The 14,639-nt window shown below is 63.9% G+C and carries 12 protein-coding genes; 11 read left to right on the forward strand and 1 reads right to left on the reverse strand.

Going from position 1 to position 14,639, the window contains the following annotated elements:
• Window position 1 precedes the first annotated feature (1 nt).
• From EJV47_RS26175 to EJV47_RS26215, 9 genes are all read left to right on the forward strand, one after another.
• On the forward strand, window positions 2–625 hold the full coding sequence (locus EJV47_RS26175; protein WP_126696175.1) for a hypothetical protein: 624 nt from the start codon (window positions 2–4) through the stop codon (window positions 623–625).
• A gap of 13 nt (window positions 626–638) precedes the next feature.
• Complete coding sequence (locus tag EJV47_RS26180; protein ID WP_126696176.1) at window positions 639–1,784, forward strand: efflux RND transporter periplasmic adaptor subunit; 1,146 nt, start codon at window positions 639–641, stop codon at window positions 1,782–1,784.
• Between the two features lie 16 nt (window positions 1,785–1,800).
• Window positions 1,801–2,289 (forward strand): YybH family protein, encoded by a 489-nt coding sequence (locus tag EJV47_RS26185; RefSeq protein ID WP_126696177.1) that lies wholly within the window; start codon window positions 1,801–1,803, stop codon window positions 2,287–2,289.
• An 81-nt stretch (window positions 2,290–2,370) separates the two neighbouring features.
• The gene (locus tag EJV47_RS26190; protein ID WP_126696178.1) at window positions 2,371–5,598 is read left to right on the forward strand and encodes an efflux RND transporter permease subunit; all 3,228 of its coding nucleotides are present in this window, start codon (window positions 2,371–2,373) and stop codon (window positions 5,596–5,598) included.
• 11 nt (window positions 5,599–5,609) lie between these two features.
• Window positions 5,610–6,230 (forward strand): helix-turn-helix domain-containing protein, encoded by a 621-nt coding sequence (locus EJV47_RS26195; RefSeq protein ID WP_126696179.1) that lies wholly within the window; start codon window positions 5,610–5,612, stop codon window positions 6,228–6,230.
• A gap of 146 nt (window positions 6,231–6,376) precedes the next feature.
• On the forward strand, window positions 6,377–6,718 hold the full coding sequence (locus EJV47_RS26200; RefSeq protein WP_126696180.1) for a four-helix bundle copper-binding protein: 342 nt from the start codon (window positions 6,377–6,379) through the stop codon (window positions 6,716–6,718).
• Between the two features lie 187 nt (window positions 6,719–6,905).
• Window positions 6,906–7,115, forward strand: a complete 210-nt coding sequence (locus EJV47_RS26205) for a heavy-metal-associated domain-containing protein (RefSeq protein WP_110980459.1) — start codon at window positions 6,906–6,908, stop codon at window positions 7,113–7,115.
• A gap of 289 nt (window positions 7,116–7,404) precedes the next feature.
• Entirely contained in the window at window positions 7,405–8,556 is a 1,152-nt protein-coding gene (locus tag EJV47_RS26210; protein WP_126696181.1) for a DUF2231 domain-containing protein, read from the forward strand.
• The gene (locus tag EJV47_RS26215) at window positions 8,543–11,023 is read left to right on the forward strand and encodes a multicopper oxidase domain-containing protein (protein ID WP_165903943.1); all 2,481 of its coding nucleotides are present in this window, start codon (window positions 8,543–8,545) and stop codon (window positions 11,021–11,023) included. The genes EJV47_RS26210 and EJV47_RS26215 overlap by 14 nt, the downstream gene beginning before the upstream one ends.
• A gap of 19 nt (window positions 11,024–11,042) precedes the next feature.
• Here EJV47_RS26215 and EJV47_RS26220 read toward each other — a convergent pair whose 3' ends face one another.
• The gene (locus EJV47_RS26220) at window positions 11,043–11,969 is read right to left on the reverse strand and encodes a toxin-antitoxin system YwqK family antitoxin (RefSeq protein ID WP_126696183.1); all 927 of its coding nucleotides are present in this window, start codon (window positions 11,967–11,969) and stop codon (window positions 11,043–11,045) included.
• A 167-nt stretch (window positions 11,970–12,136) separates the two neighbouring features.
• Here EJV47_RS26220 and EJV47_RS26225 point away from each other — a divergent pair, with 167 nt between their 5' ends.
• Together EJV47_RS26225 and EJV47_RS26230 are read left to right on the forward strand one after the other, a co-directional pair.
• Window positions 12,137–13,150 carry a tyrosine-type recombinase/integrase gene (locus EJV47_RS26225; protein WP_126696184.1) on the forward strand — a complete coding sequence of 338 codons (1,014 nt, stop codon included), beginning with the start codon at window positions 12,137–12,139 and terminating at the stop codon, window positions 13,148–13,150.
• Window positions 13,151–13,422: 272 nt separating this feature from the next.
• On the forward strand, window positions 13,423–14,634 hold the full coding sequence (locus EJV47_RS26230) for an ImmA/IrrE family metallo-endopeptidase (RefSeq protein WP_227769194.1): 1,212 nt from the start codon (window positions 13,423–13,425) through the stop codon (window positions 14,632–14,634).
• Window positions 14,635–14,639 lie beyond the last annotated feature (5 nt).

A 14,639-nucleotide genomic window follows, 5' to 3' on the forward strand; every position in this document is an offset into this window, starting at 1 on the left:
CATGAAACAACTCCTGATTCTGCTGCTGGGCCTGCTGCTCGCGGGCGCGGCCACCGCCCACGGGGGCGAAGACCACGGCGACGGCGCCAAGGCCTCGACCCCGGCCGGCGCCACCTCGTTCTCGGTGGCGGCGCTGTCGGAGCAGTTCGAGGTGCTGCTGCGCTACGAGCCGCTGGAAGGCGGTCAGCCGGCCGACCTGCGCCTGTTTCTCTCCGACTACGCTACCAACGCGCCCATCAAAGGGGCCAAACTCACGCTCACCAACCCGGAGGACGCTTCGCTGAAGTGGGCGGTGACGGAAAAGGAGCCGGGCATCTACCTGGTGGAGGGCGCGTTTCCGGCCAACAAGGCCTACAGCTTCGCCCTGAACGTGGTGGCCGGCGACAAGGCCGACCTGCTGCTGCTCGACGGCATCAAGGTGGGGGAGAAGCTGCCGGTGCCGGCCACCGCCCCGGCCGCGGCGCCTTCGCCCTTTGCGTCCTGGAAAACCATCCTGGCCCTGGTGGGCGCCTTTGCCCTCGGCATTGGGGTGACGGCCCTGCTGCTGCGCCGGCGCCGCCCGGTGCCGGCGGCCCCGTCCACGGAACCAGCTTATACCGCCGGCCGCCGCACCCCCATCTCTTAACGCATTCAAGGATATGAAAACCAAGCACAAGCTTTTGGCCCTCACGGCCGCGGCCGGCGCGGTGCTGACCGTGCTGCTGCCGCCCCCGGCCCCGTTGCAGGCCCACGGCGGCGAAGACCACGGCGGCACGGCCAAAGCCAGCACCGGCGTGGCGCTGACCGACGAGGTGCTGCTGCCCAAGGAAAGCCAGTTCCTGTTTGAGGTGCGCACCAGCCTGGCCAGCTACTCCTCGACCTACAGCCGCGCCACGCTCTACGGCACCGTGTCGGCCGCCGCCGGCGGGGAGGGCCGCATCGTGGTGCCCCAAACCGGGCGCATCGTGAGCCTCACGGCCCAGGTAGGCCAGCCCGTGCGGGCCGGACAGACCCTGGCCGTGCTGGAGCAAACCCTCGACGCCACCCAGCAGATTGGGCTCAGCACTGAGCGGGCCAACGCCCAGGCCGAGCTGCGCGCCGCCCAGCAGGACTACGCCCGCCTGCAGAGCATCGCCGACATCGCCGCCCGCAAGGACGTGGTGGCCGCCGAGCTGCGCCTGCGCCAGGCCCGCCAGAACGCGGCCATCCTCAACGGGCAGGCCCGGCAGCGGCGCGTGCCCATTACCTCGCCGGTGAGCGGCACGGTGGATGTGTTCAACCTGGCCGTGGGCCAGCAAGTGAACCAAGGCGACGAGCTGTTTCGGGTCCTCAACCCGGGGAAGCTGCGCGTGGAAGCCCAGGTGTTTGCCCAGGACTTGGCCACGGTCACGCCCGGCGCCCAGTTTCGGGTGGAGGGCCTGCAGGGCCAGGCCGGCGTGCCCGCCCGGCTGGTGGTGTTCAGCAACGTGGTCAACCCCGTCAACCAGGCCCGCCAGCTCATTTTGGAGCTCGACGCGCAGCAGGGCAGTGACTACCGCCCCGGCCAGGCCGTGAACGTGCAGGTGGTGGGCCAGGCCGGGGGCGGCAAGCCCCAGTTGGTGGTGCCCACTTCAGCTATTACCGATTTGAACGGCAAGCCGGTGGTGTTCGTGCACACCGAGCCCGAGCACTTCAAGATTCGCTACGTGCAGCCCGGCGCCGCCAGTGGTCAGCAGACCGTGTTGGTGCAGGGCCAGGTTAACGAAAACGACCGGGTCGTAACCCAGGGCACTTACCAGCTTAAATCCATCTACCTCAACCAGTAACGTTTTTCTGCCTGCCATGCGCCGTTTCTTCCTTGCCCTGTTTGCCGCGCCGGCTCTGCCGGCCCTGGCCCAGACCACGCCACCTGCGGCGGCGACGCCTTCGGCGGACGAAGCGGCCGTGCGGGCCGTGCTGCAGCAATACCAGCGGGCAGTGCAGCGGCTCGATACCACCGGCACCACCCGGCTGTTCGTGCCCACCTCCGTGGTCGTGGAATCGGGCAGTCGGGAAGGTACCTACGCCCACTACCGGGACCACCACCTCGGGCCGGAGCTCAAGGAGTTCAGCTCGTTCACGTTCAGCGACTACCAAGCCGACGTGACGGTGGACGGGCCCTACGCCTTCGCCACGGAAAGCTACACCTACACCATCGGGCTCAAGAAAGGCCCCAAAGAGGCTGCCGCGCCGGCGCCCATCAAGCGGCGCGGGGTAGCCACCAGCGTGCTGCGCAAAAACGCGGCCGGCCAGTGGCAGTTCGTGGTCACCCACTCCTCGGCGCGCAAGTAGCGCCGGCCCCGGCCCCCTGGGGCTACCCCTTACCCGACCAGGCGCCGCCGAGGCGCCCGGCCCGACTTTGCTTTTTCAACCATGCTTGACAAGATAATTCGCTTTGCCCTGCAGAACCGGCTGCTGATGCTGGCCTTTGCCGTGGGCCTGCTCATTGCCGGCACCTACACCGCGCGCCAGCTCCCGGTGGACGTGCTGCCCGACCTGGACCGGCCCCGCGTGACCGTGTTTCTGGAAGCGCCCGGTATGGCCCCCGAGGAAGTAGAGGCCCTGGTAACGCTGCCCGTGGAAACGGCCCTGAACGGGGCCACCGGGGTGGCGGCCGTGCGCTCCAACTCGGCCATCGGCCTGGGCATGGTGTTCGTGGAGTTCGACTACGGCACCGACATTTTCACGGCCCGCCAGATTGTGAGCGAGAAGCTGCAGACCACCGGGGAGCAGTTGCCTACCGGTATCACCCCGGTGCTGGGCCCTATTTCCTCGGTCATGGGCCAGATTATGCTCGTCGGGCTGTCGGGCGGGCCGCAGACCAACGCGGCCGACTTGCGCACGCTGGCCAACTACACCGTGCGGCAGCGCCTCTTGTCCATTCCCGGCGTGGCGCAGGTCATCCCCATCGGCGGCGACAACCTGCAGTACCAGGTGCTGCTGGACATGCCCCGGCTCAACGCCACCGGGCTGACCGTGAACCAGGTGGAAGAAGCCCTGCGCCAATCCAATTTGAACACCACCGGCAACTTCTTTGACCGCAACGGCTCGGAAGTGCTGATTCGCAACCTGGGCCGCCTGCGCTCGGTGGCCGACATCGAGAACATCATCGTGGGCTACCGCGAGCAGTCCCCCATTCGGGTGGCCGACATTGCCCAGGTGGAGTTTGGGGCCCGCTTCAAGCGCGGCGACGGCAGCGTGAACGGCAAGCCGGCCGTGATTCTGAGCATCGAAAAGCAGCCCGGCGCGGCCACCGTAGGCCTGACCGAAGCCGTGGAAAAGGCCCTGGTGGAGCTCAAGCCGTCCCTGCCCAAGGACGTGCAGGTGAACACCCGCCTGTTCAAGCAGTCGGAGTTCATCGAGTCCTCGATTACCAACGTGGAAGAGGCGTTGCGCGACGGGGCCATCCTGGTGGTCATCGTGCTGTTTGCCTTCCTGCTGAACGTGCGCACCACCTTCATTTCGCTGGTGGCCATTCCGCTGTCGCTGCTGGTCACCGCGCTGGTGTTCCGGGTGGCCGGCATCAGCATCAACACCATGACGCTGGGCGGCTTGGCCATCGCCATCGGGGAGCTCGTGGACGACGCCATCGTGGATGTGGAGAACGTGTACCGGCGCCTGCGCGAGAACAAGCAGCGGGCCAACCCGCAGCCGGTGCTCAAGGTGATTTACGCGGCCTCCTCGGAAGTGCGCAACTCCATCGTGTACGCCACCATCATCGTGGTGCTGGTGTTTTTGCCGCTGTTTGCCCTGGAAGGCATGGAAGGCCGCATTTTCGCCCCGCTCGGCATTGCCTACATCACCAGCATCGTAGCCTCGCTCTTCGTGTCGCTGACGGTCACGCCGGTGCTCTGCTACTACCTGCTGCCCAAGATGAAGCAGATGGACCACCCCGAGACCGACGGCGGGCTGGTGCGCTGGCTGAAAAAGAAGGACACGCGCCTGCTGGGTTGGGGCCTGACCCACCCCAAGCTGATTCTGGCTTCCACGGCCCTGCTGTTCACGATGGCCGCGGCCATGGTCCCCTTCTTCGGCACCGAATTCCTGCCGCCTTTCAACGAAGGCTCGCTGACGGTCAACTTCTCGGCCCCGGCCGGCACCTCGCTGACCGAGTCCAACAAGCTGGGCACGCTGGGCGAGCAGCAGATGCTCAAGATTCCGGAAGTGGCCTACACCGCCCGCCGCACCGGCCGCGCCGAGCTGGACGAGCACGCCGAGTCGGTCAACAACTCGGAAATCGAAGTGGCCTTTAAGACCGAAGAGGAGTTGGAAAAGGAGGGCAAGCAGATGCGCAGCCGCGAGGAGATTTTGGCCGACATGCGCCAGAAGCTCAGCCTGATTACCGGCGTGAACGTGAACATCGGCCAGCCCATCTCGCACCGCCTCGACCACCTCTTGTCGGGCGTGCGGGCGCAGGTGGCCATCAAGGTGTTCGGCAACGACTTGCTGGAGCTGCGCCGCTACGCCAACGAAATCCGCGCGGCGGCCGGCGCCGTGCCCGGCGTGGTGGACCTGCAGGTGGAAAAGCAGGTGCAGATTCCGCAGCTGCTCATCCGCCCGCGCGACCAGGCCCTGCAGGCGTACGGCATGGCCCGCGGCGAGGTAGTAAAGGACTTGGAAACGCTGTTTCAGGGCACGGTCGTGTCGCAGATGCTCGACGGGCAGAAGCGCTTTGACCTGGTCGTGAAGCTGCCCGAGGCCCAGCGCAACGACATGGCCGCCATCGGCCAGACCCGCATCGAAACCCCTTCCGGGGCCATGATTCCCGTGAGCCAGGTGGCCGACATCAGCTACGAGCCGGGTCCCAACACCGTCAACCACGAAAACACCCAGCGCCGCATCACCATCTCGCTCAACGTGGCCGGGCGCGACCTGGGCTCCACGGTGAAGGAGATTCAAGCCAACATCGGCCAGCAAGTGAAGCTGCCCCCGGGCTACTACCTGACCTACGGCGGGCAGTTCGAGAGCCAGCAGTCGGCCTCGCAGAAGATTCTGTGGCTGAGCCTGTTTTCGCTGGCCGGCATCTTCCTGGTGCTCTACTCGCACTTCAGGTCCACCTACATGGTGGGGCAAATCATGCTCAACATTCCGCTGGCCCTCATCGGCTCGGTGGTGGCCGTGCTGCTCACCGGCGGCACCTTCAGCATTGCCTCGCTGGTGGGCTTCATCACGCTCACCGGCATCGCCTCGCGCAACGGCATCATGATGATTTCCCACTACATCCACCTGGTCGAGCACGAGGGCGAGCAGTTCGGCAAGCCGATGATTATTCGCGGCTCGCTGGAGCGCCTGGTGCCGGTGCTGATGACGGCCCTGGTGGCCGCGCTGGCCCTGGTGCCGCTCACGCTGGCCAAAGACGCGCCGGGCAAGGAAATCCTCTACCCGGTGGCCACCGTCATCCTGGGTGGCCTGCTCTCCTCCACTTTCCTCGACATCATCGTGACGCCGGTGGTGTTCTGGCTGGTCGGGGAGAAAGCCCTGGCCCAGTATTTCGCCGCGCACCGGGAAGTCGGCCTCGACGAGCACCCGCAAGAAATCGACGCCCAGCCGCTCACGCCCCCGTCAGACCAGGACACCTTGTCTCCATCTCCGGCCCTGTAAGCCCCTAGCCCATGGCCTCCACGCTTCTTTACATCCGGCACATGGTCTGCGCGAAGTGCATCCTGGTGGTGCGCGAGCTCCTGGTGGACCTGGGGCTGGTGCCGCTGCGCGTGGAGCTGGGCGAGGTCGAGTTGCTGGGCGAAGCCGCTGCCGTGGAGTGGGACCGGCTGCGCCAGGCCCTGGAAGCGGAAGGCTTCGCCCTGCTGGACCAGCTTTCCCCGCAGCAGCGCTTGGTCGCCCACGTCAAGGAATTGATTGCCGAGCTGCTGCGCGACGAGCCAGCCGCGCTGCGCAGCGGCCACTTCTCGCGGCGGCTGAGCGCGCGGCTGCAGCGACGCTTTGCCTACCTGAGCGACGTGTTTTCGGCCACCGAAGGCCTGAGCCTGGAACAGTACGTGATACGCCAGCGGGTGGAAGCCGCCCGCATGCTGCTGCGGGACGGCACCCTGCCCGTGGGCCGGGTGGCGCGCCTGCTGGGCTACAGCAACCTGGGGCACCTGTCGCGGCAGTTCCAGCGCGAAACGGGCATCTCCCCCCGCGACTACCGGCGCCGGTGCCGGGAAGAAACCGAATTGTCCGCGCCCACGCTGCAAGCGAGTCCCGTGCCCAGCCCTGGTGAGCTGCCGCTGTAAACCAGGCCCGGGTAAGCAGTAGCCGGTCTGGCAGTAACTGAAGGAACAGTTGAATTATGCAGGGCATCCCGGGCAATCGTGCAAAACCAGCGACTCCGGGGCCGAGTACAGCCAGGGTAGCATCTTTCACTTAACCCTCCGTTCCCATGCACGCACAAAACCAAAGCCTGCTTGACGCCCTCAATGCCTGCATCGCCTCGTGCGAACACTGCGCCTCGGCCTGCCTGCAGGAGCCGAACGTGCAGATGATGGCCCGCTGTATTCAGCTCGACCGCGACTGCGCCGACATCTGTGCCCTCACGGCCCGCCTGCTGGCCCGCGGTTCCGAGCACGCCCAACACCTGCTGCGCGAGTGCGCCGAGGTCTGCAAAGCCTGCGGCGACGAGTGCGAAAAGCACGCCGCCCACATTGAGCATTGCCGCGAGTGCGCCGAAGCCTGCCGCCGCTGCGAAGAGGCCTGCCGCCAGGCCGTGAGCGTCACGGCGTAGTTCAGCCTTCTCGAAAGAAGCCAGCTTGTTTCGCGCAAGCTGGCTTTTTGGCTTATTAGCCCGGCGGCGTGATACGAATCATGTAAGCGCCCAGCACAATCCTGTACCCCCAACGGCGCACGTAGGGCTAGCTTTGTGCGTTCTACACCTGAACCCGACCCGGTCGGCTCACCTAAGCGTCACTCCCATGAAAACCCTTCAGTTTAAGACCAATATCAACTGCGGCGGCTGCATCAAAGCCGTAACTCCCACCCTGAACCAGGAAGCCGGCGCCGGCAACTGGCAGGTGGACACGGCCAACCCCGACAAGATTTTGACCGTCACCACCGACAAGCTCACTGCGGAGCAAGTGGTGCAAGCCGTCGAACAGGCCGGCTTCAAGATTGAGGCCGCGTAGGTTTCGCCTTGCACTCCTGCTAAACGCCCGGCCCAGCCGGGCGTTTTTGTTGGTGCCCCTTGCCGGCGCGCTGGACCATGGAAATTATGTAGGCCCCGCGCGTAATCGCAGCAAACATTTCAGCAGCCGACGCGCGTAGAGCACCGTACGGCCCGTAATCTGCCGGCTCCGCTGCCTCGGCACCGAAGCGGGCAGGGCCCTTGCTATCGGGAAACCCTCAGCCCGCCGCGTTCCAGAAACGGGATGCGGCGCTGTTGGCGCTTCCGCCCGCCGATTCGCACCCGCCGCTATGTTTTCAGATTTTCCCAACCTGCACCCGCTGGTGGTGCATTTGCCCATCGTACTGCTCCTGCTCGGCGCCGCCTTGCAGGCATTGCGCGTGTACCGGGACTGGCCCGCGGTCAGGTGGATAACCATCGGGGTACTGGCCGGCGGCTTTCTCGGAGCCGTGGCCGCCAGCACGGTGTTCCACGCCATGCCCCTGGGGCTGTCGCCCCGGGCGGCGGCCGTGTTCGAGGCCCACGAGAAGTTTGCGGGCTACACCCTGTGGCTCTCGGGTATCACCCTGCTGCTGGCGGGCATCGGCGTGTTTTTCAAGGTGCAGGGCCGGCCCTACGAAATCCTGGTGCTGGTAGCGGCGGTGGCCACGGCGGGCGTACTCTCCGTGGCCGGGCACCGGGGCGCGCAGCTCGTGTACGTGGAAGGGGTTGGGCCCCAGGGGCGTCTGCTCGACAAAAGTCATGGCCACGGCGGAGGAAGCGCGATGTCCGGCATGGAGATGGGCGCGGATGAGCACCCGGTCACTGCTTCTTCCCCAACTGCCCCCGCTCAAAGTAGCCCGTCCGCGGCGGCCAACGCACCCGAAATGCCCGGCATGGACATGCGGGGTCAGGCCACCCCCGACCGCAGCAACACCCCGGCTTCGGCCGGCAACGAAATGGGCACCATGGATATGTCCGGTACCCGGCCCGTCGAAAAGCCGCGGGCTTCCACCCGCCCAGCAGCCATGCCGGGCATGAACATGCCCGCCGCCAAGGGTTCGTCACGCATGGCCCCGGGCATGGAAATGGGCGGGGCAGCTGGCCAACAACCCATGGGCGCCATGCCGGGAATGGACAACATGCCCGGCATGCGGCGGCCATCCTCCGCAAGGAAAAGCCCAGCCAACGCCAGCCCCACTACCGGCAGCATGGACGGCATGAGCGGTATGGGCAACATGCCCGGCATGCAGGCGCCGGCAGCCACGCACGCAAAGCCGGCCGCGCCTGCGATGGGCGACATGAGCAACATGCCCGGCATGGAGAAGGGCATGAACATGCCCGCGACCGGCACGATACCGGGCATGGACATGCCCGCTAACCCGCTGGATAAGTACCGCTTTGAAGACAACAACCCGGCCCGCAACACCCCCCAGCATGCGAACAAGAATGCGAAGCACTAGCGTAGTGGGGCGAGCCGTCTCCCTGTTCCTGTGGTGGCTGGCCACGCTGCCGCTTGCAGCCCAGACGCCGCAGCACCAGGCCATGCCCAAGGGAAAAGACGCCAACGCGACGGCCTCGGCGCCCCCGGACGCGGAGTTGCGCGGCCACGTGGTGGCGCCCCGCACTACCCACGCCGGCCACCGCGTCGAGTACGACCTGTACGTGGACGAGCGCAAGGTCAACTTCACAGGCCGCACCCGGCTGGCCATTGCCATCAACGGCCAGATTCCGGCCCCCACGCTGCGCTTCACGGAAGGCGACACGGCCGTCGTCCGGGTGCACAACCAGATGAGCGTCGAAACCAGCATCCACTGGCACGGCCTGCTGCTGCCCAACGACCAGGACGGGGTGCCCTACCTCAACACGGCCCCCATCGAGCCCGGCGGCACCCACACCTTCACGTTTCCCCTGATTCAGAGCGGTACCTACTGGTACCACTCCCACACGATGCTGCAGGAGCAGAACGGGCTCTACGGCTCCATCGTCATTCAGCCCAGGCAAGTGAAGTACGAGCTGAAGGAGTACGTGCTGGTGCTCTCCGACTGGACCGACCACCCGCCCAAGGAAGTGCTGCGCTACCTCAAGCGGGCCGGCGAATGGTTTGCCGTGCAGAAGGGCGCCACCCAGAGCTACGGCGAGGCCATTGCCGCCGGCTACTTCAAGGACAAGGTGCGGCAGGAGTGGGGCCGCATGCCGGCCATGGACCTGACGGACATCTACTACAACGAGTTTCTCACCAACGGCCGCGAGCAGAGCTACTACCGCGACGCCAAGCCCGGGGAAGTGGTGCGCCTGCGCGTCATCAACGGCAGCGCCTCGTCCTACTTCTACCTGCAGTACGCCGGCGGGCCCATGCAGGTCATCGCCGCCGACGGCATCAACGTGGAGCCCTTTCCGGTGTCGAAGCTGGAAATTGCCACGGCCGAGACCTACGACCTGCTGGTGCAGGTACCGGCCGCGGGCGCGGCCGAGCTGCGGGCCACGGCCAACGACATCACGGGCTACTCCTCCAGCTACTTCGGCGCGGGCGAGCCACTGAAAGCCCCCGACCTGCCCCGCATCAATTACTTCCAGATGATGCGGGAAATGGGCAGCATGGCGGGCATGACCGGTATGGACATGGGCGGCAACGGCCAGATGGACCCCAACGGCGGCGGGATGAAGGGCATGGACATGAAAGGGGGCAGTGGGGAGATGAAAGGCATGAACATGCCAGCCGGCCGGCAATCCACGCAGCCCGCGGACCATACCATGAAAGGGATGGATATGAAAAACGGAACCATGCCCGCCAGCACGGCCCCCTCTCCCCAAAACCGGCCCATGAACATGCAGGAAAAGAGCGGCAAGAGCATGGGCACCATGCAGGATATGGGGGGCATGAACATGAGCGGAATGAGCGGCATGAACATGGGCGGCGCGGGCGGCGACTTCAACTACAACCAGCTGCGGGCCCTGAACCCGACCACGCTGGACTCCACCCGGCAGTGGCGCGACATCAAGCTCACGCTCACCGGCAACATGCTGCGCTACGTCTGGTCGTTCGACAACAAAACCTTGTCGGAAGCCGACAAAATCCCCATCCGCCGGGGCGAAAACGTGCGCATGACCTTCACCAACCTGACCATGATGCGCCACCCGCTGCACCTGCATGGGCACTTTTTCCGCCTGGTCAACGCCCAGGGCGCCTACTCGCCCATGAAGCACACCTTTGACGTGCCGGCCATGGGCACGGTAACCATCGAATTCGATGCCAACGAGCAGCAGGACTGGTTTTTTCACTGCCACATCCTCTACCACATGATGGCCGGCATGGCCCGCATCATCAGCTACGAGGCCAGCCCGCAGAACGAGTTTGCCCGCGAGAACTACAACATGCTCAAGCGGGAGGACAACGCCGTGTACCCGTGGTTTGACTTATCGGTGCATTCCCAAGGGGCGTACCTGGAAGGCAACCTTTCCAATAACCGCAACGCGCTCGAATTCGAGGGCCGCGTCAACTACCAAGGTAACTACGAAACCGAAACCCACCTGCTGCGCTACCTCGACAAGCGGCAGTTTCTCGCGGGTTTCGTCGGCTACGACTTCCGCTACAACAAAACCCTGCGCTCGGCCAAAGACGCCGAGGGGGGCAACCGCCGCACCCCGGAAAACAACCGCAACTTTCGCCGGCAGGCCGAAGTCGGCGTGTACTACCTGCTGCCCATGCTCGTGCGCGCCGAGCTGCGCACGGACCTGACCGGCCAAGTGCGCCTGCGTCTGGAGCGGCGCGACCTGCCGCTGAGCAACAACGTGTTCATGGACATCAGCGCCAACACCGACCGCGAGTTCACCCTGGGCTTTCGCTACATGGTCAGCAAATACGCCTCCTTAAGCACCAACTACGACAACCAGTACGGCTGGGGCGCCGGGCTGACGTTCCACTATTAATGCCGGCTTGCTAGCTGGCTTACTTACAGTCCTGCACCAAGGCACTTACGCTCAGCGTAGCCGTGGCATCGGTGGTGTAGTTGTCGTTGTTCACGCACACGTACAGGCGCCGGGTACCCGCCGGCACCGCCATGGGCCGGGTTTCCTGGGGCGTGTTCTCTGCTGCCCGAAAGCAAAGCTTATCCCGGCTGATGGTGCCTTTGGTAGCTAGAAACTGCTGGGCAGCGTTTTCATCGGGGGTGATGTACCAGTGGCACTTGGTGCTGACCGTAGGCGGCGCGTTGTTGCCCTGCTTGTTCAGGGCCGTGGCCGCGGTGCTCAGCAGGGCTGGGGCGGCCGCGCCCCCACTGCCGGCCACGGCGGCCACCGCCAGCGCCGTCGACCAGGAAATGGGCGGCTGGCCTTCGTCGCGTACGTCGAGCTTGTAGACAATACCCACCGTGCCCACGGGCAGGTCCACGGTGAACACCTTCCGGCTGGAGTGCATGCAGTTGCTGCAGTGAATGGTGGCGTTGCTCAGCGGCAGCGCGTCCTGCATGACGGAAGCGCACTTGATTTCGCGCCCGTCGTCGTGCCAGCTCCGAAAGTCGGCTTGCTGCACGCCGTTCACGTAGGTGCCGCGGAAGCTGACTTGGCCGTTCTCGTGCCAGCCGCAGCACAAGCCCATGGGCTTGTCGGGATTCTCCGACGCCAGTTTGCCCTCCCACTGCTTTTTCCACGACGGAAAGTAGTAGTCGCGCACGGTACCGATGGCTTTGCCGGCCGCGTCGTGGCGGGCAATGCGGGCGTAAGCCACTTCTTCCAGCGTTTCGGTACGTTCCCAGTCGCGGTCAAAATAAACGGTATCGGCCGGTGGCAAGCTCACTGCCGCCGGCTTGGGGCGCTGGGCCAGCGCTGTGGTACATATAATAAGGAGTAGAAAAAGCAGCGAGTAATTTTTGGCCATAGGATAAAAACTGATGAGGTGAGTGGGAAGGCGCCAGGTAAATGTAACGCGAAGATTGACGAAGCTCAACCGGAACCGGTCCGTCTTTCCGAAGCTTCTTCCTCAAACTTTAGGCATCATAACTTTTAATTATGATGCCTAAAGTATTTGCGGTTACTTTTACCCGCATGAGCACCGAACTCGCCCGAATCTCCGACCAGCCACAAGCTCTCGGCTCGCAACTCGCCACCGCCGCCGACAACGTCGCCCGTTACCTCAAGCTCGGCCTGGAGGGCGCCGACAACACGGTGCTCGCTTACTCGGCCGACCTGAAAAGCTTCGGCGAATACTGCGAAGCGAACGGCCTGTGCCCGCTGCCGGCCGACGTGGCCACCGTGGCCCGGTACGCCGCGGACCTGGCTGACATTCCGCGCAAGCTCTCCACCATCAAGCGCCACCTAGCGGCCATTCACAAGCACCACCAGTTGCGCGGCTACCCGTCGCCGGTGCATTCCGAGGAGCTGGCGCTGGTACTCGAAGGCATCACCCGCGCCCTGGGCAAGCGCCAGAAGCAGGCGCCGGCCTTTACCGTCGACGAGCTCAAGGAAAGCATCCGCCGCCTGGACGTGACGACCACGGCCGGGCTGCGTGACCGGGCCCTGCTGCTGCTGGGCTTCGCCGGGGCCTTCCGCCGCTCCGAGCTCGTGGCCCTGAATGTGGAGCACCTGGAGTTTACCGAGCGGGCGCTGATTGTGCACCTGCCCAAAAGCAAAACCAACCAAGCCGGCGAGGCCGAAGATAAGGCCGTGTTCTATGCTTCTACGGCCAGTTTCTGCCCGGTGCGCTGTACCCGCGCATGGGTGCAGCAACTGGGCCGCAGCACGGGGCCATTGTTTGTGTCTCTTAAACGGGGCAAGGTTAAAGGTGAAGCGCTGCCTACGCAAAAGCGTCTGTCTGCCCTGCGTGTCAACGGGCTGGTGCAGCTCCACCTGAACCATGACGAGGAAGGCCACAAGATTCCCGAGAAGAACTACTCGGCTCACTCGCTGCGCGTCTCCTTTATTACGGTGTCAGTGCTACGCGGGCAATCAAACCGATTCATTAAGAACCAGACGAAGCAAAAGACCGATGCCATGATTGACCGCTACTCGCGACTGGATGACGTGGTGAGCTTTAATGCAGCGCAGAATCTAGGGCTATAATTCAAACCCTACCGTTTTATCCGCTTTCGGTTCTACCCATTGACAGATTCATTAGCAAACCTGTTTTGCGGAGCATGTATGCAGCCAAGGCTTAGATGGCAAAGCAGAGGCGGTCATTAATGATAAGATAAGCACCGCATTACGAAAACCCGATAAAAATAGGCCAAAATCAAGTTGCACAATTTTGTGCAGTGAACTACATTTGCCAAAAGAATTGGCATTTCCCCATGAGCGACAACTTTGCAAATAGCCCCGACCTCCCATCCGATTTAATGGATGAGGTGCTCAAGTTGCTGGCGTCGTCCGATGCCCCTTCGTTGGCGAGCTTGATTGAGCGGCGACGCGAGGAACTTGGTTTGTCAACGAAAGCCGCCAGCGAAATTCTGAGCATGACGCGTACCTCGTATGAGCGGCTAGTAACGGGGGCTTTGCAAAAGCTGGACGTGCTGACAGCCCTCAAGCTCGCGCACTTCCTGGACGTGAGCATCGAGCAGGTCATGAAGCTGGTGGCGGCGTCGGTAATGCCGGCAGAAGACTACAAAACGGTGGAGCGCGTGAAAGAAGCGTCCTTCATCGTGCGGAATTTCGATGTTGCGCGCTTGCGCAAACTCGGCTTTATCGAGTCGATGGACTATGGGCACATCCGGGACCGGATACTGCACTACTTCGGGCTGAATTCTTTGTATGAGTACGGCACCGAAATGGCCGCCGTACTTTTTCAGAAGTCCAACACGCGCGTGGAGGACAAGATGAAGGCCTTCTGGATTATGTCGGCCTATCAGCAGTTCCAGCGCGTAGAAAATCCGAATCCGTTCGACCCGCGGCAAGTAGAGAAGCTGGTGACCCAGATTCGCCGCTACACCCGGCAGGAGCGGGCGGGTATGCTGACGGTGATGCGGGCGCTGTACGAGGCCGGCGTTACGGTGATTATGCAGAAAGCGCTGCCCAGCACGGCGGTGCAGGGCGGGACGTTCATTGTCAACAAGAAGCCGTGCATCGTTATTACTGACCACTTCAAGAGTTATCCGCTACTCTGGCATACGCTGCTGCACGAGTTGGGGCACGTCATTTTCCACCTCGATAAGCTGGCGGTTGTCAAATACCACCTCACCGAGGGTGTAGAAGACCTGTTTCTGATTGAGGACCAGGCCAACCAGTTTGCCGACGAGCTGCTGCTGCCCCGCGAGAAGTACGAGTACATCAAGAACTACATCAACGTGGAGTCGTTCGTGGAGCGCTACGCGGCGCAGAACAACGTGCACCCGTCCATCATCTACCACCGCTACGCCCGCGAGCTGAGCGACCGACAGGACAAAACCGGTTGGCAGTATTACGGCCGCTTCATGCCCAAGTCCGATGTGTGCGCCGCAGGACTGAGCCGGGCCCCCTGGCTGACGCCCGATACCTCACTCGCGGCCGAAAGCGAAGAGGTACGCACCATTCTGGCGCCTACTTCTCACCCCACCACGCAACCCATTGCCTAACTTTT

Source organism: Hymenobacter gummosus, from assembly GCF_003970915.1.
GTDB classification, from domain to species: Bacteria; Bacteroidota; Bacteroidia; order Cytophagales; family Hymenobacteraceae; genus Solirubrum; species Solirubrum gummosum.